This window comes from Blautia sp. Marseille-P2398 (assembly GCF_964240315.1).
Classification (GTDB): domain Bacteria; phylum Bacillota; class Clostridia; order Lachnospirales; family Lachnospiraceae; genus Blautia_A; species Blautia_A wexlerae.
In genome coordinates this window covers 83,090-104,501 of the sequence record NZ_CAXSTD010000014.1, presented here as the reverse complement: position 1 = coordinate 104,501, position 21,412 = coordinate 83,090, and the positions used below count along the sequence as shown (strand labels likewise).

General features: G+C 42.6%; 19 protein-coding genes. 1 reads left to right on the top strand and 18 read right to left on the bottom strand.

Translation table 11 applies throughout. From position 1 onward, the window contains the following. Positions 1 to 576: 576 nt before the first annotated feature. The 13 genes from atpC to ACESZG_RS15185 form a co-directional block, all read right to left on the bottom strand. A complete protein-coding gene (atpC, locus tag ACESZG_RS15245; RefSeq protein WP_008704958.1) occupies positions 577 to 978 on the bottom strand; it encodes an ATP synthase F1 subunit epsilon in 402 nt (133 codons plus the stop codon). Positions 979 to 993: 15 nt separating this feature from the next. After that, positions 994 to 2,388: a F0F1 ATP synthase subunit beta gene (gene atpD, locus ACESZG_RS15240; RefSeq protein WP_055057908.1), complete on the bottom strand. Its 1,395-nt coding sequence runs from the start codon at positions 2,386 to 2,388 to the stop codon at positions 994 to 996. A gap of 18 nt (positions 2,389 to 2,406) precedes the next feature. Next, positions 2,407 to 3,264: an ATP synthase F1 subunit gamma gene (gene atpG / locus ACESZG_RS15235; RefSeq protein ID WP_008704960.1), complete on the bottom strand. Its 858-nt coding sequence runs from the start codon at positions 3,262 to 3,264 to the stop codon at positions 2,407 to 2,409. A gap of 20 nt (positions 3,265 to 3,284) precedes the next feature. Next, positions 3,285 to 4,814, bottom strand: coding sequence for a F0F1 ATP synthase subunit alpha (gene atpA, locus ACESZG_RS15230; RefSeq protein WP_008704965.1), 1,530 nt, complete (start codon positions 4,812 to 4,814; stop codon positions 3,285 to 3,287). 124 nt (positions 4,815 to 4,938) lie between these two features. Further along, positions 4,939 to 5,478, bottom strand: coding sequence for an ATP synthase F1 subunit delta (gene atpH, locus ACESZG_RS15225; RefSeq protein ID WP_055053787.1), 540 nt, complete (start codon positions 5,476 to 5,478; stop codon positions 4,939 to 4,941). Further along, the gene (gene atpF, locus ACESZG_RS15220) at positions 5,475 to 5,978 is read right to left on the bottom strand and encodes a F0F1 ATP synthase subunit B (protein ID WP_008704967.1); all 504 of its coding nucleotides are present in this window, start codon (positions 5,976 to 5,978) and stop codon (positions 5,475 to 5,477) included. Before atpF ends, atpH begins: the two co-directional genes overlap by 4 nt. Before the next feature lie 118 nt (positions 5,979 to 6,096). After that, a complete protein-coding gene (atpE, locus tag ACESZG_RS15215; RefSeq protein ID WP_008704968.1) occupies positions 6,097 to 6,375 on the bottom strand; it encodes an ATP synthase F0 subunit C in 279 nt (92 codons plus the stop codon). Positions 6,376 to 6,505: 130 nt separating this feature from the next. After that, positions 6,506 to 7,264, bottom strand: a complete 759-nt coding sequence (locus ACESZG_RS15210; protein WP_020993166.1) for a F0F1 ATP synthase subunit A — start codon at positions 7,262 to 7,264, stop codon at positions 6,506 to 6,508. 56 nt (positions 7,265 to 7,320) lie between these two features. Continuing rightward, on the bottom strand, positions 7,321 to 7,737 hold the full coding sequence (locus ACESZG_RS15205; protein ID WP_008704972.1) for a hypothetical protein: 417 nt from the start codon (positions 7,735 to 7,737) through the stop codon (positions 7,321 to 7,323). Between the two features lie 27 nt (positions 7,738 to 7,764). Continuing rightward, positions 7,765 to 8,034, bottom strand: a complete 270-nt coding sequence (locus ACESZG_RS15200) for an AtpZ/AtpI family protein (protein WP_022380878.1) — start codon at positions 8,032 to 8,034, stop codon at positions 7,765 to 7,767. A 486-nt stretch (positions 8,035 to 8,520) separates the two neighbouring features. Beyond that, positions 8,521 to 9,630 (bottom strand): substrate-binding domain-containing protein, encoded by a 1,110-nt coding sequence (locus tag ACESZG_RS15195; protein ID WP_008704974.1) that lies wholly within the window; start codon positions 9,628 to 9,630, stop codon positions 8,521 to 8,523. Between the two features lie 279 nt (positions 9,631 to 9,909). After that, positions 9,910 to 10,611 carry an RluA family pseudouridine synthase gene (locus ACESZG_RS15190; RefSeq protein WP_008704977.1) on the bottom strand — a complete coding sequence of 234 codons (702 nt, stop codon included), beginning with the start codon at positions 10,609 to 10,611 and terminating at the stop codon, positions 9,910 to 9,912. Positions 10,612 to 12,006: 1,395 nt separating this feature from the next. Further along, entirely contained in the window at positions 12,007 to 14,265 is a 2,259-nt protein-coding gene (locus tag ACESZG_RS15185) for a hydratase (protein ID WP_368199463.1), read from the bottom strand. 475 nt (positions 14,266 to 14,740) lie between these two features. On the opposite strand from ACESZG_RS15185, the gene ACESZG_RS15180 reads away from it, so the two are divergent. Then, complete coding sequence (locus ACESZG_RS15180; protein WP_022380881.1) at positions 14,741 to 15,013, top strand: hypothetical protein; 273 nt, start codon at positions 14,741 to 14,743, stop codon at positions 15,011 to 15,013. 99 nt (positions 15,014 to 15,112) lie between these two features. On the opposite strand, the gene ACESZG_RS15175 is transcribed toward ACESZG_RS15180, so the two are convergent. The 5 genes from ACESZG_RS15175 to ACESZG_RS15155 all read right to left on the bottom strand — a co-directional run bounded on the left by ACESZG_RS15175 (position 15,113) and on the right by ACESZG_RS15155 (position 21,306). Further along, complete coding sequence (locus tag ACESZG_RS15175) at positions 15,113 to 15,709, bottom strand: hypothetical protein (RefSeq protein WP_025577784.1); 597 nt, start codon at positions 15,707 to 15,709, stop codon at positions 15,113 to 15,115. 148 nt (positions 15,710 to 15,857) lie between these two features. Continuing rightward, positions 15,858 to 17,228 (bottom strand): UDP-N-acetylmuramoyl-tripeptide--D-alanyl-D-alanine ligase, encoded by a 1,371-nt coding sequence (gene murF / locus ACESZG_RS15170; RefSeq protein WP_118588119.1) that lies wholly within the window; start codon positions 17,226 to 17,228, stop codon positions 15,858 to 15,860. Positions 17,229 to 17,313: 85 nt separating this feature from the next. Further along, positions 17,314 to 18,366, bottom strand: coding sequence for a D-alanine--D-alanine ligase (locus tag ACESZG_RS15165; RefSeq protein ID WP_008705012.1), 1,053 nt, complete (start codon positions 18,364 to 18,366; stop codon positions 17,314 to 17,316). A 12-nt stretch (positions 18,367 to 18,378) separates the two neighbouring features. Continuing rightward, positions 18,379 to 19,758, bottom strand: a complete 1,380-nt coding sequence (locus ACESZG_RS15160) for a peptidoglycan binding domain-containing protein (RefSeq protein WP_118588117.1) — start codon at positions 19,756 to 19,758, stop codon at positions 18,379 to 18,381. A gap of 258 nt (positions 19,759 to 20,016) precedes the next feature. After that, the gene (locus tag ACESZG_RS15155) at positions 20,017 to 21,306 is read right to left on the bottom strand and encodes a hypothetical protein (protein WP_022380885.1); all 1,290 of its coding nucleotides are present in this window, start codon (positions 21,304 to 21,306) and stop codon (positions 20,017 to 20,019) included. Positions 21,307 to 21,412 lie beyond the last annotated feature (106 nt).

Sequence of the window (21,412 nt, the reverse complement as noted above, 5' to 3'; positions counted from 1 at the left end):
GAAAGGGCAGTTAATGAAAAGTCTCCATACTGCTTTTTCGTTTGCACCACCTTCGATTCTTTCCTTAACGATTTGTTACTCACATGATATCATATTTTTTCTTCAATTACATCCACCTAATTTTAATACACTGCCATTCGGCTTTATTCATCATTTTTTCCTTTTGGTTTCCCCGCAGGGGACTTACCTGATTCGCTTAAAGTGTATTTAAAAGAGCCAACCACCAGCATAGAAAAATAATTTATTTCATGTGCATTTGCAGGATATTTAGATATTCTTAGCTGGTCAAAATCTGCGTTATGAGAAAAATGACACACTGTCTGAGCGAAGCGAGTTTGTGGCATTTTTCTCATGCCTTTAGCAGATTTTTAGCAGCTTAGAATATCTTAATGTCCGAAACCGCACATAAAATAAATTATTTTTCTATGCGTCCCTCCTTCAAATCTCTTCCTCAGATTCTTCCCACTATATCCTCCAAAAAACCATATCACAAGCAAAAAAAGACCGACAGTCTCCTCTCCCGGATCTCCTGTCAGTCTTTATCTTTAACACAATATCTTAATAACTCTTATTTTCTCAGCTCTTCACACTCAAACGCACCAACGCCCTCTGCAGTTTAGCCTCCACAATCTTATAATCATGATCACTCAAACCACCTTTGGCGATCATCTCCTCAGCTCTTTTCTTAGCTTCCTGCGCACGCTGCTCATCAATATCCTCTTTCCACTCCCAGGTAGTTGCAAGGACACGGCACTTTCCGTTCATAACAGAAAGCATTCCGCCAATACAGGCTGCGGTTCGTCTGCTACCGTCTTCCATTACCACACTGGCTTCACCCATTCCCAGGGCAGTACAGTAATTACAGTGTCTGGCAAGAATAGCCAGATCACCGCTGACAGTTCTGCAGATCACACGCTCCACATTGCCTTCAAAGAGCAGTCCGTCCGGTGTTCCGATTCTCAATGGGAAAGTACTCATAGGACATTTCCCCCTTTACTGATTCTTGGCTTTTTCAAACACTTCATCGATGGTTCCCACAAACAGGAAATAACTCTCAGGAATGTCATCACACTCACCGTTCAGGATCATCCTGAATCCTCTCAACGTTTCCTTCAGCGGAACATATTTACCAGGCATACCTGTGAACTGTTCTGCTACAGAGAAGCTCTGTGACAGGAATCTCTGAACCTTACGGGCACGACTTACAGTACGTTTGTCTTCCTCTGACAACTCATCCATACCCATGATGGCAATAATGTCCTGAAGCTCTTTGTAACGCTGAAGAACTCTCTGTACTGATCTGGCAATCTCATAATGCTCTGTTCCTACTATTTCAGGAGAAAGGATACGGCTTGTGGAATCCAGAGGATCAACAGCCGGATAAATACCCTGGCTGGAAATCTCACGGGAAAGTACAGTTGTTGCATCCAGATGTGAGAATGTAGTTGCAGGAGCCGGGTCAGTCAGGTCATCGGCAGGCACATATACAGCCTGTACAGATGTGATAGAGCCCTTTCTTGTAGAAGTAATTCGTTCCTGCAGGTTACCCATTTCAGTTGCCAGTGTAGGCTGATAACCTACAGCTGAAGGCATACGTCCCAGAAGAGCAGACACCTCGGAACCTGCCTGTGTAAAACGGAAAATATTGTCAATAAAGAGGAGCACATCCTGGTTCTTCTCATCACGGAAGTATTCCGCCATGGTAAGTCCGGAAAGTCCAACTCTCATACGTGCTCCGGGCGGCTCGTTCATCTGACCGTAAACCAGAGCAGTCTTGTCAATAACTCCACTTTCTTTCATTTCATTGTAAAGGTCATTTCCCTCACGTGTACGCTCTCCTACACCTGTAAATACGGAAAGTCCGCCGTGTGCAGTTGCTACGTTGTGAATCAGCTCCATGATAAGAACTGTTTTTCCTACACCTGCACCACCGAAAAGACCGATCTTACCACCCTTTGCATAAGGACAGATCAGGTCAACGACCTTGATTCCTGTCTCCAGGATCTCTGTTGCAGGCATCTGTTCTTCATAAGAAGGAGCCTGACGATGGATAGACCAGCGTTCCTTTGCCTTCGGTGCCGGAAGATTGTCTACCGGGTCACCCAGAAGGTTAAATACTCGTCCCAGGCATTCCTCACCTACAGGAACGGAAATTGGACCGCCTGTATCCAGAGCTTTGGCACCGCGCACCAGACCGTCAGTAGAATTCATGGCAATACATCTTACCACATCATCACCAACCTGCTGTGCAACCTCGGCAACCAGCTTTGCGCCATCATTATCAATCTCTATGGCATTGAGAAGAGGCGGCAGTGCATCGTGCGCAAAGCGGATATCCAGTACCGGACCGATAACCTGCACTACCTCGCCAATGTGTTTTTCACTCATGTTTATAATCTCCTATTTCTAAAGACCTTCCGCACCTGCAACAATCTCCGTGATCTCCTGCGTGATGCTGGCCTGACGTGCCCTGTTGTAATACAGATTGAGCTGATCGATCATCTCTTCCGCATTACTTGTGGCTGCATCCATAGCCATACGTCTGGCTGCCAGTTCACTTGCAGTACTTTCGCAGATACCGCCATAAACCAGGCCTGCCAGATATTCCGGAACAATGGCATCAAATACTGTCTCTCCGTCCGGTTCATAGAGGATCAGATTCTTCGTCTCTATCTTACCTCCGCTTTCCTCTCTGATATCAGTCATAGGAAGCATTGAAAATACCTCCGGCTGCTGGGAAAGCATGGAATTAAAGACAGTATAACATAATTCAATATGGCCAAAGGTTCCTTTGCGAAATTCTGTACAGAGCATATTTGCCATCTCAAAACAATCCGCTACAGAAATACTTCCTGCCTCTGCAAACTGTTCTGTCAGAGCTTCAATCTCTCTCTGGCGGAAATATTCTACTGCTTTCTTTCCAACCGGCAGAACCATGTAGTCCTTACCTTCAGCAGAAGCCTCCAGACATTTAAAAAGATTGGTGTTATATCCGCCTGCCAGTCCTCTGTCACCCGCGATCACTACATAGCAGGTTTTATTGTTGGAAGACTCTTTCGCATAAACGGATGAGAAATCTGTATTCTCCCTTGCAATCTCTTTCAATGTCTCATGAAGTTCTGTAAAGTACGGACGGCATACCTCTGCACGTTCCTTTGCCTTACGCAGTTTGGAGGATGCTACAAGCTCCATGGCCTTGGTAATCTGCATGGTACTCTGTACACTCTTGATACGCAGCTTTACCGCTTTCATATTCGAAGCCATACGATACCCTCCTAATCACTTTATTTCTCAGGTCTTGTATTCAGGAAGTTCTCTGTATACGCATCCAGTACGCTGCGAAGCTTCTGCTCTGTTTCCTGCTCCAGCTTACCTGTTGAGCGGATCTCCTGCATAACCTCTACGCCTGCTGCATCTGTATCCAGATAGGTATATAATCCTGATTCATATACATTTACGTCTTCAACTTTTACTGATTCCAGAACACCCTTTGTAACTGCATAAAGGATTGCAACCTGTTTCTCTACAGGAACCGGTGCATTCTGGTTCTGTTTCAGAACTTCCACAATACGTGCTCCCTGTTCCAGACGTGCCTTTGTATCAGCATCCAGATCAGAACCAAACTGTGCGAAGCTCTGCAGCTCACGGTACTGGGAATAAATCAGTTTCAGTGTTCCTGCTACCTTCTTCATTGCCTTGATCTGCGCATCACCACCAACTCGTGATACAGAGATACCCGGGTTTACAGCAGGCATGATTCCTGAATGGAATAACTCTGTCTCCAAGAAAATCTGTCCATCTGTAATAGAAATAACGTTAGTAGGAATATAGGCAGATACGTCACCTGCCTGTGTTTCAATGATCGGCAGTGCTGTCATGGAACCGCCGCCATGTTCATCGTCCAGCTTCGCTGCACGTTCCAGAAGTCTGGAATGCAGATAGAAAACATCACCCGGATATGCCTCACGTCCAGGCGGACGACGGATCAGCAGGGAAAGTGCACGGTATGCAACTGCATGCTTACTTAAATCATCATAGATGATCAGCACATCTTTTCCCTTATTCATAAAGTATTCACCCATTGCACATCCGGAATACGGTGCGATATACTGCAGCGGGCTTGACTCAGATGCTGTAGCTGCCACAACGATAGTATAATCCATTGCGCCGTTTCTGGTCAGGTTCTCTACTAATGTAGCTACTGTGGAACGCTTCTGTCCAATGGCTACATAGATACAGATCACATCTTTTCCCTTCTGGTTAATAATGGTATCTGTAGCAATTGTAGTTTTACCGGTCTGACGGTCACCAATGATCAGTTCTCGCTGTCCACGTCCGATAGGGATCATAGAGTCGATGGCTTTGATACCGGTCTGAAGAGGCTGATATACAGATCTTCTCTCACAGATTCCTGGTGCCTTGCTCTCGATTGGCCGGAATTCTTTTGTATCAATCGGGCCTGCTCCGTCAATTGGCTGTCCCAGTGCATTTACAACACGTCCAACCATGGCGTCGCCTACAGGTACAGACACGACCTTGCCTGTACGCTTTACGGTCTGACCCTCACCAATGTTCTCATCTGAACCAAAGATTACGATGGAGACACTGTTCTCCTCCAGGTTCTGTGCCATACCAAAGCTTCCGTCCTCAAATTCCAGAAGCTCTCCTGACATACAGTTTACCAGTCCGCTAGCTCTGGCAATACCGTCACCAACCATAAGGATCGTACCTGTCTCGTTCTGTTGAATGGCATTTTCGTAATATTTTATCTGGCTTCGGATGACCTTGGATATTTCCTCAGGTTTTAATTGCATGTTTCCATTCCATCCTTTTATATTCTATTATTTTGCGCTGTCTGAATTCAGAAATTTAAAGATTTTTCATATCCATATGTCAAATACCCATACAGTACGATTCTCAAATCCGGAATCCAGTTCCTTATACTACCAATTCATTCAGTTTCTTCGAAATACCGGAAATACGGCTCTGTACTGTACCGTCGAGCTGTACGCCCTCCAGTTCCACGCGAAGTCCGCCAAGAACGGATGCATCTGTTTTCTGAACCAGATACACTTTCTTTCCACTTAGCTTCTCAAGCTTCGCTTTCAGAGCTTCCATCTGAGTATCACTGAGCTTCACTGCACTGGTAACCACGGCTTCTGCAATTCCATGTGCACTGTTGTAGCGTCTGATAAACTCTTCGCAGCATCCGGCAAACTCTCTCAGAATCTTGCGTTCACACAATAATTTCAGGAAATTCACCAGATATCTCTCTGCCTGCCCTCCGAAAGCCTCTTCAATCATCTTAAGTCTCTCGTCTTCAGGAATCGCCGGTTCTCCCAGCAATTTCAAATATCCGGGATTTTCTCGAAAAATCTGTCTGACTGCGATCATCTGCTCCATAATCTGTCCATCGAGCTTTTCTTCAGCGGCAAGGTCATACAGACTTCCGCCGTAAACTCTGGCAGTTTTTGTCATGATGCCTCACCTACATTCTCAATAAACTCATCAATCAGTTTTGCATGATCCTCTTCACTAATTTCGCGCTCGATCACTTTTCCGGCAATCTCAACAGCCATACCGCCGATTTCTCCCTTGATCTCGTTGACTGCCTTACGTTTCTCCTGGGCAATGTCTTTCTCTGCCTTCTCTTTCATGGCAGTTACCTGACTGGAAGCCTCCTTAAGCATCTCTTCGCTCTGGATAGCAGCTGTTTTCTGAGCTGTCATCACAATGTCATTTGCCCTATTCTTGGCTTCCTGCATATTCTTTTCATATTCTGCCTTCATTGCCTGAGCTTCTTCCTTTGCCTTCACTGCATCCTGGATCTGGGCATCCGCTTTCGCTTTGCGCTTTTCCAGCATCTCATTGATGGGCTTGAAGAGGAAACGTTTGATCAGATATACCTGAATAAAAAGGTTGCAAATCGTCGCTATAAAATTCCACGGCACAATTCCAACTAATTCCTGTACCTGCATGTTTGTAACCTCCTGTCTGTATTTATGCGGATCATTCTCCGGCTGCTGCCGGAATTATCCACAGGTTCCATATCAGATGCCTCTTAATCTGTGATATTCGACATCTCAGCTGTTTTTATCAGCTCAGGAAGTTCATGAACATACCAGGTGCAACGAAGATAAGCAACAGACCGGTTACGAAACCGTAGATACCTGTTGTCTCTGCAATGGCACATCCAAGAAGCATGGTAGAAGTAACATCACCCTTGCACTCAGGCTGACGTCCGATTGCTTCCAATGCCTTTGCTACTGCGTTACCTTCACCAATACCAGGTCCGATACCTGCGATCAGCGCACATCCTGCTCCAATTGCACATCCTGCTAATGCGATACCTTTTGCCAATAACTGAAAATCCATATTAAAACCCTCCTGTTAAATAATAATCTGCAGCTTTTCCCCTTTGCTGCGGTATTAATTTTTCTGCTGTATTTCAGCATTCTTTGCGGTTACCACCGCTGCCGTTTTGCTCCGGCAAATCATGTTTCTGCTACTCTTCTGCTGCATTTGCAATATACATTACAGTCAGCATACAGAAGATAAACGCCTGCATAACTCCTGAGAACCAGTCAAAATAGACCGACGTTATCGCAGGTACACCGACATCAAGAATCGGTATCTTTGACAGTACATCTCCCAGTGCACCCGGGATCAGGCCCAGAAGCGCGGAACTTGCGACTGCCAGTGCCCCATAGATCAGGCCATTGATTACCACACCGGAAAGGATATTTCCGAAATGACGACACGCCATACTGACAGGTGTAGCCAGCTCGGAAAGAATATTAAACGGTGTCATAACTGCGATCGGAGTTGTAAATCCTTTCAGATAACCGCCAAATCCACTGGTCTTTATCTTCTGTGCTGTGATCATAATGAAAACCACAACTGCCCAGGCAGCCTCAGTAGAAAGGTCTGCTGTAGGGCTTCGAAGTCCGATCAGACTGATCAGGTTGGAAACCACACTGGTTGCAAAAAGTGCTGCAACAAACGGTATCAGGTATCTGAATTTCTCACCCATATTTCCGATTACAAAGCTGTTGGCCTTCTCTACAATGAGCTCTGCCACAGCCTGACGTTTGGAAATGTTCTCTTCTTTCAGATCATGTGTCAGCCAGATACACAAACCTGTTATGAGTATCATAACAATCCAGCTTACCACCATTGTCTCACTGATTCTTAATGGTCCGAGAACAGGCACATCAATGGGTAATGTAAAGAATATCCTTGCCCCGCTGATATCCAATTCCATACTCTTTATTCACCTCCTGTCTCTCCCGGTACTGTTCCGGTTTGATATAGAAATACCTATTTGTTAGTATGAAAAATTCCTGCAATTTTAATTCCTGTTCCGGGAAATAAAAGAGGAACGATTCCTGCCACAAAATGAAAACAGGGTGCCACGATTGCCAAGATCACCCACAACATCTGGATCAGCATTCTCTGGGAGTAACTTGCTTTGATCCTCATTCTCGCTGTGTCCTCATCTGTTGCTGCAGCTGCTTTCTGCACTGCAAGTCCCATAAAAAAGAAATTAAGGACTGCCACACATCCTCCCACTGCCCCTCCAAGAAACACCGTATAATCAAACGGTACCTTCTGTGGCATGAAAGCATGCAGCACTCCAAACACGATCCACATCAAAATCAGCCCGATTCCGGTGATGGCAGCTACCTTCCCGGTTTCCTTCTTTACGGCAGGCTGAACATTATCCATAATACTCATATAAATCTCCCTTTCGTTTCTGTATCATTACAGGTGTCTGTTAAACGATACTTTATTTTTCTTCTTTTTGTTCTCTTTCTTCTGCTGTCTGTTAATAGAAAGATAAAATTTATATGCCACTGTCCCGGAACCTCCAAGACCAAAGAAAAAACCGGGGATATATACCCATCCGCCAGCTCCGGTCTTAGAAACAATCAGCCAGCATACTGCCAGACATATCAGGACAGGGGTTATGAGAGACAGTCCAAGCTGCGACAACATGGTGACATTTCTGATGATCTCTGACCATTGTTTCATCCTCTTCTCCTTTTTGCCTAATTTTTTTATATATTTTCAAGAATTTATAGTCAAATTTTATCATATATTCTTTAAAATTACAATCTCATTAAATAATTTTATCAAATATTTTTCATCTATCCAATATTTTTTTGTTATTTTTATATCGTGTATGTGATTATATCATCAATATAAATCTTTTTATACAGTCAAAGCTTCTGATTTGTTTATATTTTTATTTCAAAGAAGAAGAGATATAAATAAAGAGCCTGCCCGGAGAGTTTTTTTGTGTCATAGAACATTACGGAGTAATATTCTATAACACAAAAAAAGCACGAAAACAACTCATCACTGTTTTCATGCTTCTTCTTTCGTATATAATCCTGCTTTATATATAAGTTCTGTATTACCGGTCTGTCCCAGCAGACACATTCCTCTTATAGAAAATCCTCTTAATTAATACATTTGAGACCCTGTACATCCTCCCGGAGCGTTTATCTTTAATTCTTATTCTGTATATAAATATCCACTGTAGTCCGGATCATCCAGACAGTCTGCATCGATCCATGCCGGATTGCTCAGTACATTTTTCTCGATCACAACAGATTTCTTCGGTGCCGTTGTTTCAACTGCTGCCCAGATTGTCTGGTATCCCATAGCATAAGGCTGCTGGGAAACACAGCCAATCTCTTCTCCATTACGGATTGCTTCCTGCTGCTTAGTAGTTGCATCAACCCCTACCAGAGCCGGTGCATCATGCTCATCACTCTTCTCCAGATTGAGATACATCTCTGTAATATCTGCATTGGTGCAGAATACACCATCCAGTGTGGGATATTTTTCCAGAACTTCCTTCATGGAAGCCTCCATATCATCTACCTGATCAGAATAAATGGTTTCCACAACTTCAATGTCTCCGTACTTCCCGATATTATTCATGAATCCTTCTACACGATCCTGAACACTCTTTGTCTTCTGCTGTGCGGAAAAAACCGCAACCTTTCCCATCTTTCCGAGTGCACTGCCAAGCTGATAAGCAGCCATCTTTCCTACCTGCACATTATCGGTTCCCCGATATGCCTTCACCAGTTTTTTCTCGGCTACATTAGAATCAAATGCTATAACTGGAATCCCATTCTCCTTTGCAGCTTCAAGCTGTGCCTCACAGGAATCCATATCACTTGCCGAAATACAAAGAACATCCGGATTCTCTGCAATAACAGCATCTATTGTATTAATCTGAGTCTCTACGTCCTCTTCATTATCAGGGCCTTCAAAAGTCATGGTAATCTGGTCATCTTTTTTATAACCATATGCTTTATTAATTTCCTTTACCGCATCTTCCATGCCTTTCTTAACCATCTTCCAGTATTCGCCCTTGACACATTTGCTTACCACTGCGATCCTTGAACCGGCATGGATTTTTATATCTGTATCAATCTCCGGAATCAGCGGACTCTCATCCTCTTCCTTCACTGCTTCTGCCTCTGAATCGGATTCTTCGATAGCGTCTGCCACCAACGGCTGGATTGTCTCTTCCACCTCCGCTCTGCTGCATCCTGTCAGCATTGCCAGTCCTGTCATTAAACTTATCGCTGCTGCCGCCGCTCTTTTCATTTTAATTTCCTCTTCCTTTCAGTACTATACTGCACATTACAGCAATTTCATAAAATAATGTATAATTTCTGTCAACTAAAAAATCGATATCTGCTCAGTACTCTCACAGAATAATTAACATCGAACAATTACCTGTAGCGATCCTCTTAAATGCATTATTTACGAGAATTGCTATAAACCTTATAACTGCATATTACTTTCTACATTATACACACTTTACGAAATTCGTCCAGAGATTTTACACATTTTTCACTTTTATACATCAAAAATTGCGCTATGTCAATGTCTTTTGAATGCCATACCTGCAGGCTGCACCTGAAACTCCAACTGTTTCTTTGTCACCGGATGCTGAAATCCCAGTTTTGCAGAACAGAGAGCCAGCGGTTCCTGACTATTCTGACCGGGATTATACTTTCTGTCACCAACCAAAGGCATTCCGGCATGCGCCATCTGCACACGAATCTGATGATGCCTGCCTGTATCCAGATCAATCCGAATCAGATTTCTTTCGCCACAATCCTGTGCATCTTCCTTATTTTTCCAGGTTTCCAGAACTTCATAAGACAAGATCGCCTTTTTTGCTCCGGAAGTTCCTCCCTCAACCACTGCAGAGCTGTTGGTCCTGCCATCCTTCTTCAGCCAGTCCACCAGTTTTGCACTCTTCACTTTCACTGTTCCTTCTGTAACTGCAAGATAAGTCTTCTTTATTTTTCCCGCTGTCATCTGTCTGCTGAGATCTGCTGCTGCCTTCGGATTCAGGGCAAACACAAGAACCCCCTCCACCGGCTGATCAAGGCGATGGATAATACCCAGATACGGCATCTTACCCGGCACCTTCTGAGCAATATAATTCTTCAAGAGGCTCTCCATATCCATACTGCCAACCCGCGCATTCTGAACTGCAAGCCCTGCCGGTTTGTGACAGACCAGAATATCTTTATCTTCATATAAAATATAATCTCTGATATCTTTTATCCACATAAAAAAACTCTCCTTTTCATGGAGAGTATATCCTAAAATTCCATTTCACGCAATAAACGAATATATATGAATACAATTTGAAAACGGTCATCACTTTTTACTTTTCCTGATTTCAAAAATGATGACCGCTTCAATGTTCTTCGTTATTCAATTTATTTTCCTCTTAGTATTCTTTCTATAATAAAATAATATGTTATTTACAAACTACTTTATAAGTTCACTATTAAATTTTTCTATGTTTATTTAAAATTCCTATTCTGTTTCCTGCTCATAATCCATATGTACTGTTTATAATCTGATTCATTCCTGCTTTTATGCTTTTATGATATCAGTTATTCAGTTCATCGGAACTTACTTAGAAAGTTTTATAGATTTTAAATTATAATTTCACGTATTATAATTTGTTTTCATTTATGAAATATCGGATACACTTTTTCATTATTTTTCGTGCTAAGCAATCATAAACCTAACTTCTTAAATTCACAACTGTTTAATTTCCTTATGTGCTTTTCATATTTATCGAACATTAATGGCAGATGTTCTGAATTATGTAAAGTATCACTGAAAAAGTACCTTAATATTTCTCTCAATATCCTGTAATTTTATATACCGGATATTCTTCTGATGCAGGATTTCAAACCATATACTTAAACTTCTATATGCCTCTCAAAACATCGTTCTTACCTTCAGTTTATCTGTTACCTGAACCTCTGCTTTCAGGCTAACTACTGAGATAAGGGTTATGCTCTTCCGGTAAATATTTCTTTACACATTTACCAAAATCCCTGTATCAGGTCTGCAACAGATATTCAATATAAGTTATCGCTTCTATAATACCTTTGATACATTCCTTCCTTATTAATCAGACTGTGCGTATGCTCTTATATTATATAAGGAAAATACTTTTTTATAATCTCCGTATCAGGTCTTTCTTGCAGGAAATGCGATACCCGTCACTCTTATATTGATGAAGTTATAAATTCTTTCCCAATGGAATCACCCGAACCTTTCTTTTATTTTCATCCTTTTCATTGGAACATTTATATATGCTATGAATTGAATGAATTTCTTTGATTGTTTAATTCGTTTCCTTGTTTCTTTTGATGGTGTTATAATAACACTCTTGTTATTATTTGTCAATACATTTTCGCATTTTATTTCAATATTTTCTATTTATCTTTGTCTTATTTGCACTAATTTTACAATATTTTTATTTATTTGATAATTTTCAGACTATTTCGCTTTCTTCGATGCAGTACGTTGCTGCCCGGGGCTCTATTATATCCACGAATCGCTCCGCTGCAAAGCAGTTCCCGCAATTCTCATAATTTCATAAACAATAAAGATGCAGCTACTCCCAACCTAAAGAGAGGATAGCTGCATCTTCATCACTTCCTATTTTCGATTATAATTAATCAGGCATCCCTTAAGGATAATCTCACGCTCATCATCCGTAAGCTCCCCAAGAGCCACTTCAAACTCCTTCAGTCCCTCAGCACCGACAACATATCCCCGGATCACATCATCCTTTTCTTCCACTGCCTTACGAATCTGTGGGAAGAACAGATAATCTCCGTTTGCAAACGGAAGCTCCCCTTCTTTAATCAGGAATGGAAGCATACCCCAGTTGATCAGATTGGAACGGTACCTCTTTGTCGCATACTCATTGGCGATATTTGCCCATCCGCCAAGCACTTTCTGACAGGAAGCAGCCTGCTCACGCGCAGAACCATCACCTGGTTTCACTGCAAAGATCGTACTTCCCACACCAAGATTTTCCTTGCTTACATTCGGATAATCCTTTTTGATCACATCCATTACAGGTTTCATCTCCGGTAATGCCTCAACCGGACATTTTCCTTCCTGAATAGCCTTCTGAGCTTTCTGAACTTCTTTCGCACGTCCTACATAAGCAGGATCTTTTCTGGAAAGTGTAAACTCAGCCAGTCCAAGTGGATTGGAACGATAAGAAGATGTCTCACCGGACGGGATCAGTTCATCTGTTGTAGTAACCGGATCATGGATCTCAGAAACAACCTTCACGATCAGATTCTCCGGAAGTGCAGCCATCTCCGGCCAGTCCTTAATATTCGGACCAAACTGGATCTCTACACCCGGATCAGCTATACCCTTGCTGTCAAATACACGATTGTCATAAATTGTCTTATCAAAGAAATATTTCTGCCCTGTATAACCACCCGTATAATCCTCTGCTGAAGTCAGAAAACCTTTGTTTGCTGCAGTTGCCGCAATAGAACGTGCGTCCATAAGTGCAACAGAAGAAATCTGGCCATTCTGGATTTTGGAACCTTCGCGGTTCGGGAAGTTTCTGGTCGTATGACGGATACTGAATGCATTATTTGCAGGAGTATCCCCTGCACCAAAGCAAGGTCCGCAAAAAGCAGTCTTCACAACAGCTCCCGTTTCAAGAAGTCCTGCCAGAACGCCATTCTTAGCCAGTTCCATATAAATCGGAGTACTTGCCGGATATACACTCAATGTGAAGGCATCTGCACCAATGCTCTTGCCTTTAAGGATATCAGCTGCTGCACAGATATTTTCAAATCCACCACCTGCACACCCTGCGATGATTCCCTGTTCTACATAAAGTTTACCATCAATTACTTTGTCTCTTAATGTATATGGAACTTTTCCATCAAGGCTGATCTGTGCTTTTTTCTCAACATCTGCCAGAATATCATCCAGATTTGCTTTCAGTTCATCAATTGTATATGTATTGCTTGGATGGAACGGCATGGCGATCATTGGTCTGATCTCACTCAGATCAATCTCTACACAGCCATCATAGTATGCTGTTTCACCTGGTTTCAGTTCTTTGTAATCTTCACTTCTGCCATGGATCTCATAGAATTCCTGAATCTTCTCATCTGTCTGCCAGATAGAGGAAAGGCAGGTGGTCTCTGTTGTCATTACATCTACGCCAATTCGGAAATCAGCACTTAAATTTGCAACACCGGGTCCTACAAATTCCATAACTTTATTCTTCACATATCCGTTTGCAAAAACCTTGCCGATAATCGCAAGCGCAACGTCCTGAGGACCTACGCCCGGACGAGGAGAACCGGTAAGATAAATGGCAACGACGCCTGGCATATTGATATCATAAGTCTGGGAAAGAAGCTGCTTTACAAGCTCCGGTCCGCCCTCACCCATTGCCATGGTTCCCAGTGCGCCATATCGTGTATGGCTGTCTGAACCGAGGATCATTTTACCGCCTGCTGCAAGCATTTCTCTTGCAAACTGATGGATAACCGCCTGATGGGGCGGTACATATACGCCGCCATATTTCTTGGCACAGGTAAGTCCAAACATATGATCATCTTCATTAATAGTTCCGCCTACTGCACAGAGTGAATTATGGCAGTTTGTCAGTACATATGGCACCGGAAATTTCTCAAGGCCTGAAGCACGTGCAGTCTGGATAATTCCGACAAAAGTGATATCATGAGAAGTCAGTTTATCAAATTTAATCTGAAGTTTCTCCATATTTCCGGAAGTATTGTGTGCTCTCAGAATTGAATAGGCAATTGTACTCTTTGCAGCTTCCTCTTTGGAAACAGGAAAATCTGCCTGATTCTCCGGAACAATCTTCTGACCATTCAGCAAATACACACCGGTATCGTATAATTTCATAATGTCTCCTCCATTCTGTTTTTTTGCATATCACAAATGCAGTTATGGAACTCACCTTATCCACACCAGTCTTCAAATTTCCAGATGAAAACTGATTTTCTCCTGAACCGGCACTTTGACACGCTAATTTATGGAAATTTAGGTTTTATTATAGAATATTCCACCGGAATAATCAAGCCTAAGACTATAAGTATTTTAGTGTTACTGTTCACACACCACTATTCCGCGAGGTGTTTTGGCATGAATATGCCAAAATCCCGAGACATACAAGCCAAAATTCCATTGCCGCAGGCAATCTGGAATGAATTTTGGCTATGTTACTGAGAACGGAGTGAACAGTAACATTTTAGTTACTACAAGCAGTAGCATTTTTTTACTTTCTTTACTTTCCCGCAAAAATCCGCTATACTGGGAATCACTTAGAAAATGAGATTTCTGCCGCCTGTGGCAGTTCTGACAGGGAGGTATTACCGATATGTTCCGTTTATGGGGAAAAATATGGAAAGATAATCATTTACTGAAAGACACTGTAATCTGCGACGACTCCGAAGATACGCGGACCCACAAGATTTTTCGTGGTCTGGAAAGTATCTGTTATGAAATGGATCTGGGAAACCCAATCTGGCTGGAATCTACAGTCAGACATTTTAAGAAACATGGAAAAGCCAGATTTTATCAGGATAATTTTATAGAGCAGATTGATTTTGATTATCTGGAGATCCAGGTAATTGAAGAGGATGACGAATAATAAATTATTCTGTCTTAAAATGTGTACAGGATCAGAAACTTTACATTGCCATATTGTTTCTGATCCTGTGTATCTCATTTGCAGTGAATTTTCATGTCTTTATTTCATAAATTCTCTTATGATTTCTCTCATAATCTCATCTTCCTCGGGTGTAAGCATTCCGCTGAAATGGCTTCCTGCTGCTGCAGTCTGGCGGATACTGTCCGCAATATGTTCAACGATTTCCTCTTTTACAGCTTCGTCAGCCTTCTCCGGCACCGGCACTTCTTCTACCCATGTGCGGGCATGTTCCACATAATCAGAAAAAGAATTCATCAGAAGTTCTTCTCTGTATGTAAAATCCAGCGCCTGTCTCAGCAAAAGCAATGCTGTCGGAATGATCGCAGCCACATAAAGATATGCCAGCGGCATTCCGTCCCATCGTGCATCTTTGGAATACAGAAAAAAAGCCAGTCCAAGAAAAGCGATACAGAAAAGTGACGGATACCAGACAAACCGGTTCATACGGTTCAACAGCCTGTCTCTTGTTTTCCAAAGATTTGTCCATTTCTCTTTGAGATTTGATTTAACCTCTGTATTTTTTCTGATCATTCTTCGGTAGGTAAGATGTGTGGTCAGCATCCCCAGTGCTCCCAGTCCGCCCATTAACATCATGGCATACAGCAGGAAATGCAGTTCCATAACTTTCTCCAGCATAACATCCTCCTCACTTGAACAGATAAGACTATCTGCTTCGCTGCCTGCTCATAAACTGACAGGATTATTATACTGCTGTTTCCGGTATCATGGAACTAAAATCGCTCATCAAATTCTCTCATAAAAAGACAAAAATGTCTCGAAGTGTTTACATATTTTCCAGTTTCGTAACTACCTCTTCAAACTTCATAAAATGGGAAGCTTTCACAAGAATAGTGTCACCATCCTGTACATAACCTTCCAGATGCTCCAGCAGACTTTCTCTGTCCGGCTCATAGATTACTTTCAGGTCCGGATTTGTCCGCTGTGCTCTCTCTGCCATATTTCTGCACAGTTTACCTGTACAGATAAGAACATCAATATCACATTTTCCGGCATGCTCTCCTACCTCCTCATGAAGCTGAACTTCATTCTCGCCAAGTTCACCCATATCGCCAAGGACTGCTATTCTGCGTCCTGCACCATCCTGCAGAACATCCAGAGAGGCTTTCATGGACATGGGATTTGCATTATAGCAGTCATCTACGATCAGAAATTTATCTGTTTCGATCATTCTGAAACGACCGCTGATCGGCTCCAGGCTCTCGATTCCGGCTTTGATCTGCTCAGTTGTAAGTCCATAAATATTTCCAACTGCAGCTGCTGCCAGCGCATTATATACCATATGGCGCCCCGGCATCGGGATATCAACTGTAAATGCAGTATCCCCCAGATGAATGGTGCAGGTCATTCCCTTTAAACCTCTGCTTACAATCTTATCACCGTAAACCTGACATTCATTACTCATTCCGAAAAATACAGGTTTTATCTTTTCATATTCTTTTACTGTGATAAGCTTGTCATCATCGCCATTTAATACAATATGTCCCTCCGGTCTGAGGAATTTAAAAATCTCTGTCTTTGCTTTCAGAACACCATTTCTGTCTCCCAGATTCTCCAGATGGCAGGTACCGATATTCGTGATCACGCAGGTGTCCGGTCTTGCAATCTGCGCAAGTCTGGTCATCTCACCGAAATCACTGATTCCCATTTCCAGAACTGCAATTTCATCTTCATCACGCAGACGAAAAACTGTGAGAGGCAGACCAAGTTCATTGTTAAAGTTGCCCTGTGTTTTCATAGTATGGTATTTCTGGTTCAGAACAGATGCGATCACTTCTTTTGTACTTGTCTTACCAACGCTTCCTGTAATTCCCACAACCGGGATCTGAAGCTGCTTTAAATAAAACTCTGCAATATCTTTCACTGCCTGAAGAGAAGATTCTACTGCGATATAAGGAAAATCAGCGTTATCAAGCACCCGTTCCGACAAGGTTGCCAGTGCCCCTGCTTCCATTACCTGTGGGATAAATTTATGGGCATCTACACGTTCCCCCACAATAGGTACAAACAGACATCCTTCTTCTGCTTTTCTGCTGTCTGTGATAACAGACATTACTTCTTCCTGTAATTTATCAGCCGGACCATAATAAGTACCGCCGCATACGCGGGCGATATTTTCAAGAGTTAAGTTTTTCATAATATTTTTTATATCTTCTTTCCTGTTATAGCAATTCTCTTAATAATGCATCTATAACAATTCTATAAATTACTGCAGACACGCTCTATAGTGTGAAATCCTGCGTCGGATATTTTTTCATGGAAACTTCAATCAGTTTCTCACATAAAGTCGGATAGTCGATTCCCAGAACTTTTGCCTCCTGCGGAATCAGACTGGTTGGTGTCATTCCGGGAAGAGTATTTGCTTCCAGACAATACATATCTCCATTCTCCTTCATCATGAAATCAAGACGGCAGTATCCTTCCATAAACAGAGCTTTGGCTCCTGCTTCCGCATAATGCTGCATTTTCTCTGTGAGTTCCGGTGAAATTTCGGCAGGACAGGTCTCAATCGTAGAGCCGGCCTGATATTTATTCTTATAATCATAGAATCCCTGAAGCGGAGCAATTTCGATGATCGGATAAGCTTTTCCGTCCACAACCGCTACTGAAAATTCACGTCCTTTTATATATTCTTCGACCACGACTTCATTTTCATAAGAATAAGCGTCTTTGAGAGCCTGCTCATATTCGGCCTGATCATTCACAATATAAACACCTACACTGGAACCGCCACAGCAGGTTTTTACAACTACAGGAAATTCCATTCCAAGTGCTTTCAGATCTGTGGTCATTTCTTCTTTTACCATAGACACTCCCCGCGGTGTTGGTACATTATTCATCAGGAACATCTGCTTGGTGATTCCCTTATCCATTGCCAGGGCACTGCTTAAATATCCGGTTCCTGTATATTTGATTCCCATCAGGTCAAATGTTGCCTGTACTTTTCCATCTTCTCCGTTCGCACCATGAAGTCCCAGGAAAACAATGTCAGCCGCCTCGCAGAGTTTCAGCACGTTTGGTCCGAAGAAGCTTCTTCTCTCTTTTTTCATCTGTTCAATCCTGTCGTTAAATGCTGACATATATTCTGATGCTGCGTCCACATCATACTCTGACGGAAACGGATTCTCCCGGTCCACATTCTCAATGCCGCAAAAAATATCCACAAGAATCGCCTGATGTCCTTTCTGTCGTAATGCCTTACATATTCCTGTTCCTGATGTAATGGAGACAGTACGTTCTGTACTTGTTCCCCCCGCTAATACTACAATCTTCATCATTTTTCTCCTTTATTCATAAATAACAATCGGTGTGTTCTTCTCAACATTGCTGAAAATGATCTGCACCTGATCGGATGGTGCACAGATGCTTCCATGTGTGCCTTCAAATTCATAAAGCTGTCCTCCGAAATCCATTCTCCATGGAGCATCACTGATCCCCAGATTTCCATCGAATGGGATCCAGTAATTTACAGCAGAAGGATAGTCCTCTCCGTTCACTGTACATCCGCTCTTCATTTCACCTGTTGTATAACATCCCACAGGAGTTGCACAGTTGGGCACGAATGGATTTCCGGATACGATCTGCGCATCCGCAGTCGGCGTTCCATCTTTATAGAATACCATTCTCTGGGCCGTCAGGTCAATCTCTATATACGTATATCCGATATCATTTGTTTTCCTGACCAGACCTTCATGGGAATAAACAGGTTCTCTGACCTGGGTTTCTCCGTTTTTTATCAGTTCTGTAAGTTCTTTCAGCTCCGCTTTCTGATCGATCTGCCAGCCATAATTCCCTCCGCTGACAGTAATCTCACGACCATCATATGTATTAAATGTTCTCTCTGTTCCAACCGTATCATATTTAGCCGCCAGTTCACTGATATATGCTTCTATCTGTTTTTTGTCAAGTGTATAAAGACCGTTTTCATCTGTTGTGAGCCAGTTTTTGATCATATCTCTGTCTACTGTCTCTGTGCAATCGTCAAAATCATAAGTTATCACTACATCCGTAAGTTTGTTTATCAGTTCACAATTCTTCGTCAGAGTTTCATCACTCTGATAAACTTTCGGTTCTTTGTAGCATCCATCTGCTTCCAGATCAACCGGCGTTCGTCCTGTGACAAGAGCATCTATAATATCCTGACTTGTTTTTTCTGGTTTCAATGCAGTTCCCTCCTGCTCAGGAACAATTACAAACTTATCGTCTTTCTCTTCTATATGAGCATCCGAAGGCTCTGTCATATTCTCCTGCTGCATACATTTCAGTTCGGAAATGGCGGCCTCTGTCTTCTGCTCATTATATTTAATGGAGGAGGACACCTCATAATTCCTGTGCTGGTTAAAAGCAAGAAACCATGTAAAACGATCCTGATTTCTGATCAGTTTATCAACACTTCCATCTGAGTCATAGGAAAGTCCCGCCTGTTTTGCTGTGATACTTTCCTGTCCGTTATTTCTGGTGTCAATAGTAAGAACATATGCTCCCACCTTCTGCGTAAGCAATTCTTCTGACTGGGATACTGTCATATAGGAACAGTTGAATCCGTTTACCATTGATCCCGGTAAGAAATGCTCTGTGAAATAGTATACACCATATCCATATACTCCGGCAGTCAGCAGGAGCAAGATTATGATCAGGGTGATCATGATTTTCTTTCTGCTGCTCACGACATCCTCTCCTTTCTTTTTTATAAACAGCAACCGCCCGGCAAGAAATTATGCCGGGCAGTTTTATTATCACATTATTTATCCAGAAAGTAAATACGATTATTCTCTTTTATGCGTTTTCCAGTAGTGTTACTGTTCACTCCGTTCACAGTAACACGCTTCGCGATGCACAGAATTTATGCTAATTGCATAAATTCGCGCGGTATGTCTCGGGTTTTCTGTGATCTTCGCTCACAAAAAACACCTCGCGGGATATTATCAGCGAACAGTAGCCAGTAGTTTCTCTACACTTGTAAGTTTAACACAGAGTACGAACACTTCTGCTGCTTTTCCAAGATCCTCAGGAGTCGGGAAGCTTGGCGCAATACGGATATTGGAGTCTTTCGGATCTTTTCCATATGGATAAGTTGCGCCTGCTCCTGTAAGTACAACACCTGCTTCTTTTGCCTTGGCAACAATAGCTTTTGCACATCCTTCCATTGAATCAAAGGAAATGAAGTATCCACCATGTGGTTTTGTCCACTCGCCGATTCCAAGACCGCCAAGTTCTCTGTCCAGTGTGTTAAGGACCATTTCAAATTTCGGACGGAGAATTGCCGCATGTTTTCTCATGTGTTCATGAAGACCGTCGATATTTTTGAAGAATTTTACATGACGTAACTGGTTTAATTTGTCATGTCCGATTGTCTGGATCTGCATGTAGCTGCGGAAATCTTCCAGGTTTGCTTTGGAAGCTGCAACTGCTGCAATACCGGAACCCGGGAAGCTGACTTTTGATGTTGATGTAAATTTATATACAAGATCAGGATTTCCTGCTTTTGCACATGCTTCAAGGATTTCTACAAGGAAGTCCTGATTGTCATCATAGAGATGATGAATGCTGTATGCGTTATCCCAGTAGATACGGAAATCAGGTGCTGCCGGTTTCAGATGCGCAAAGCGCTCTACTGTTTCTGCTGAATAAGTATATCCCTGTGGGTTGGAGTATTTCGGCACACACCAGATTCCTTTGATGGATGCGTCTTCACTGACAAGCTTCTCTACCATATCCATGTCCGGTCCCTGTGGTGTCATTGGCACGTTGATCATTTCGATTCCGAAAAATTCTGTGATCTTGAAATGGCGGTCATATCCCGGTACAGGACAGAGGAATTTTACCTTATCAAGTTTGCACCATGGGGTATTTCCCATTACACCCTGTGTCATAGAACGTGCAATGCTGTCAAACATAACGTTTAAGCTTGAGTTTCCATAGATGATGATGTGATCCGGATCTACTTCGGACATTTCTCCAAGGAGGCGTTTAGCTTCCGGGATTCCGTCGATAACACCGTAGTTACGGCAGTCTACTCCTGTTTCGCACTTGAGGTCTGAATCGCTGCTTAATACGTTCATTAATCCCATTGAGAGATCGAGCTGGTCTGCTGACGGTTTTCCACGTGACATATCGAGAGCTAAGCCCTTTGCTTTGATATCTGCGTATTCTTTATCCAGCTGTGCTTTGAGTGTAAGCAGTTCTTCTTTGCTCATGTCGCTGTATTTTTTCATAATATTCCTCCTTGTTCTGCCATGGAAGGATGTCCCTTTTTCCGTATAGGGCAATCATTTGTTTTTCCTACGGCAACAGTTTTTTTGCTTTTTACATTTTAGTATG

Coding starts and splice junctions, on each gene's coding strand:
- ACESZG_RS15155 (WP_022380885.1), bottom strand. CDS start 21,306: ATGAAAAAATACAGCGACATGAGCAAAGAAGAACTGCTTACACTCAAA.
- atpH (WP_055053787.1), bottom strand. CDS start 5,478: ATGACAAAAACTGCCAGAGTTTACGGCGGAAGTCTGTATGACCTTGCC.
- ACESZG_RS15205 (WP_008704972.1), bottom strand. CDS start 7,737: ATGAGTATTATGGATAATGTTCAGCCTGCCGTAAAGAAGGAAACCGGG.
- atpD (WP_055057908.1), bottom strand. CDS start 2,388: ATGAGTGAAAAACACATTGGCGAGGTAGTGCAGGTTATCGGTCCGGTA.
- atpA (WP_008704965.1), bottom strand. CDS start 4,814: ATGCAATTAAAACCTGAGGAAATATCCAAGGTCATCCGAAGCCAGATA.
- ACESZG_RS15210 (WP_020993166.1), bottom strand. CDS start 7,264: ATGGAATTGGATATCAGCGGGGCAAGGATATTCTTTACATTACCCATT.
- atpC (WP_008704958.1), bottom strand. CDS start 978: ATGAGTACTTTCCCATTGAGAATCGGAACACCGGACGGACTGCTCTTT.
- atpF (WP_008704967.1), bottom strand. CDS start 5,978: ATGCAGGTACAGGAATTAGTTGGAATTGTGCCGTGGAATTTTATAGCG.
- ACESZG_RS15185 (WP_368199463.1), bottom strand. CDS start 14,265: ATGAAATTATACGATACCGGTGTGTATTTGCTGAATGGTCAGAAGATT.
- ACESZG_RS15195 (WP_008704974.1), bottom strand. CDS start 9,630: ATGAAAAGAGCGGCGGCAGCAGCGATAAGTTTAATGACAGGACTGGCA.
- atpG (WP_008704960.1), bottom strand. CDS start 3,264: ATGGCTTCGAATATGAAAGCGGTAAAGCTGCGTATCAAGAGTGTACAG.
- ACESZG_RS15165 (WP_008705012.1), bottom strand. CDS start 18,366: ATGAAGATTGTAGTATTAGCGGGGGGAACAAGTACAGAACGTACTGTC.
- ACESZG_RS15180 (WP_022380881.1), top strand. CDS start 14,741: ATGTTCCGTTTATGGGGAAAAATATGGAAAGATAATCATTTACTGAAA.
- ACESZG_RS15190 (WP_008704977.1), bottom strand. CDS start 10,611: ATGTGGATAAAAGATATCAGAGATTATATTTTATATGAAGATAAAGAT.
- atpE (WP_008704968.1), bottom strand. CDS start 6,375: ATGGATTTTCAGTTATTGGCAAAAGGTATCGCATTAGCAGGATGTGCA.
- murF (WP_118588119.1), bottom strand. CDS start 17,228: ATGAAAAACTTAACTCTTGAAAATATCGCCCGCGTATGCGGCGGTACT.
- ACESZG_RS15200 (WP_022380878.1), bottom strand. CDS start 8,034: ATGAAACAATGGTCAGAGATCATCAGAAATGTCACCATGTTGTCGCAG.
- ACESZG_RS15175 (WP_025577784.1), bottom strand. CDS start 15,709: ATGCTGGAGAAAGTTATGGAACTGCATTTCCTGCTGTATGCCATGATG.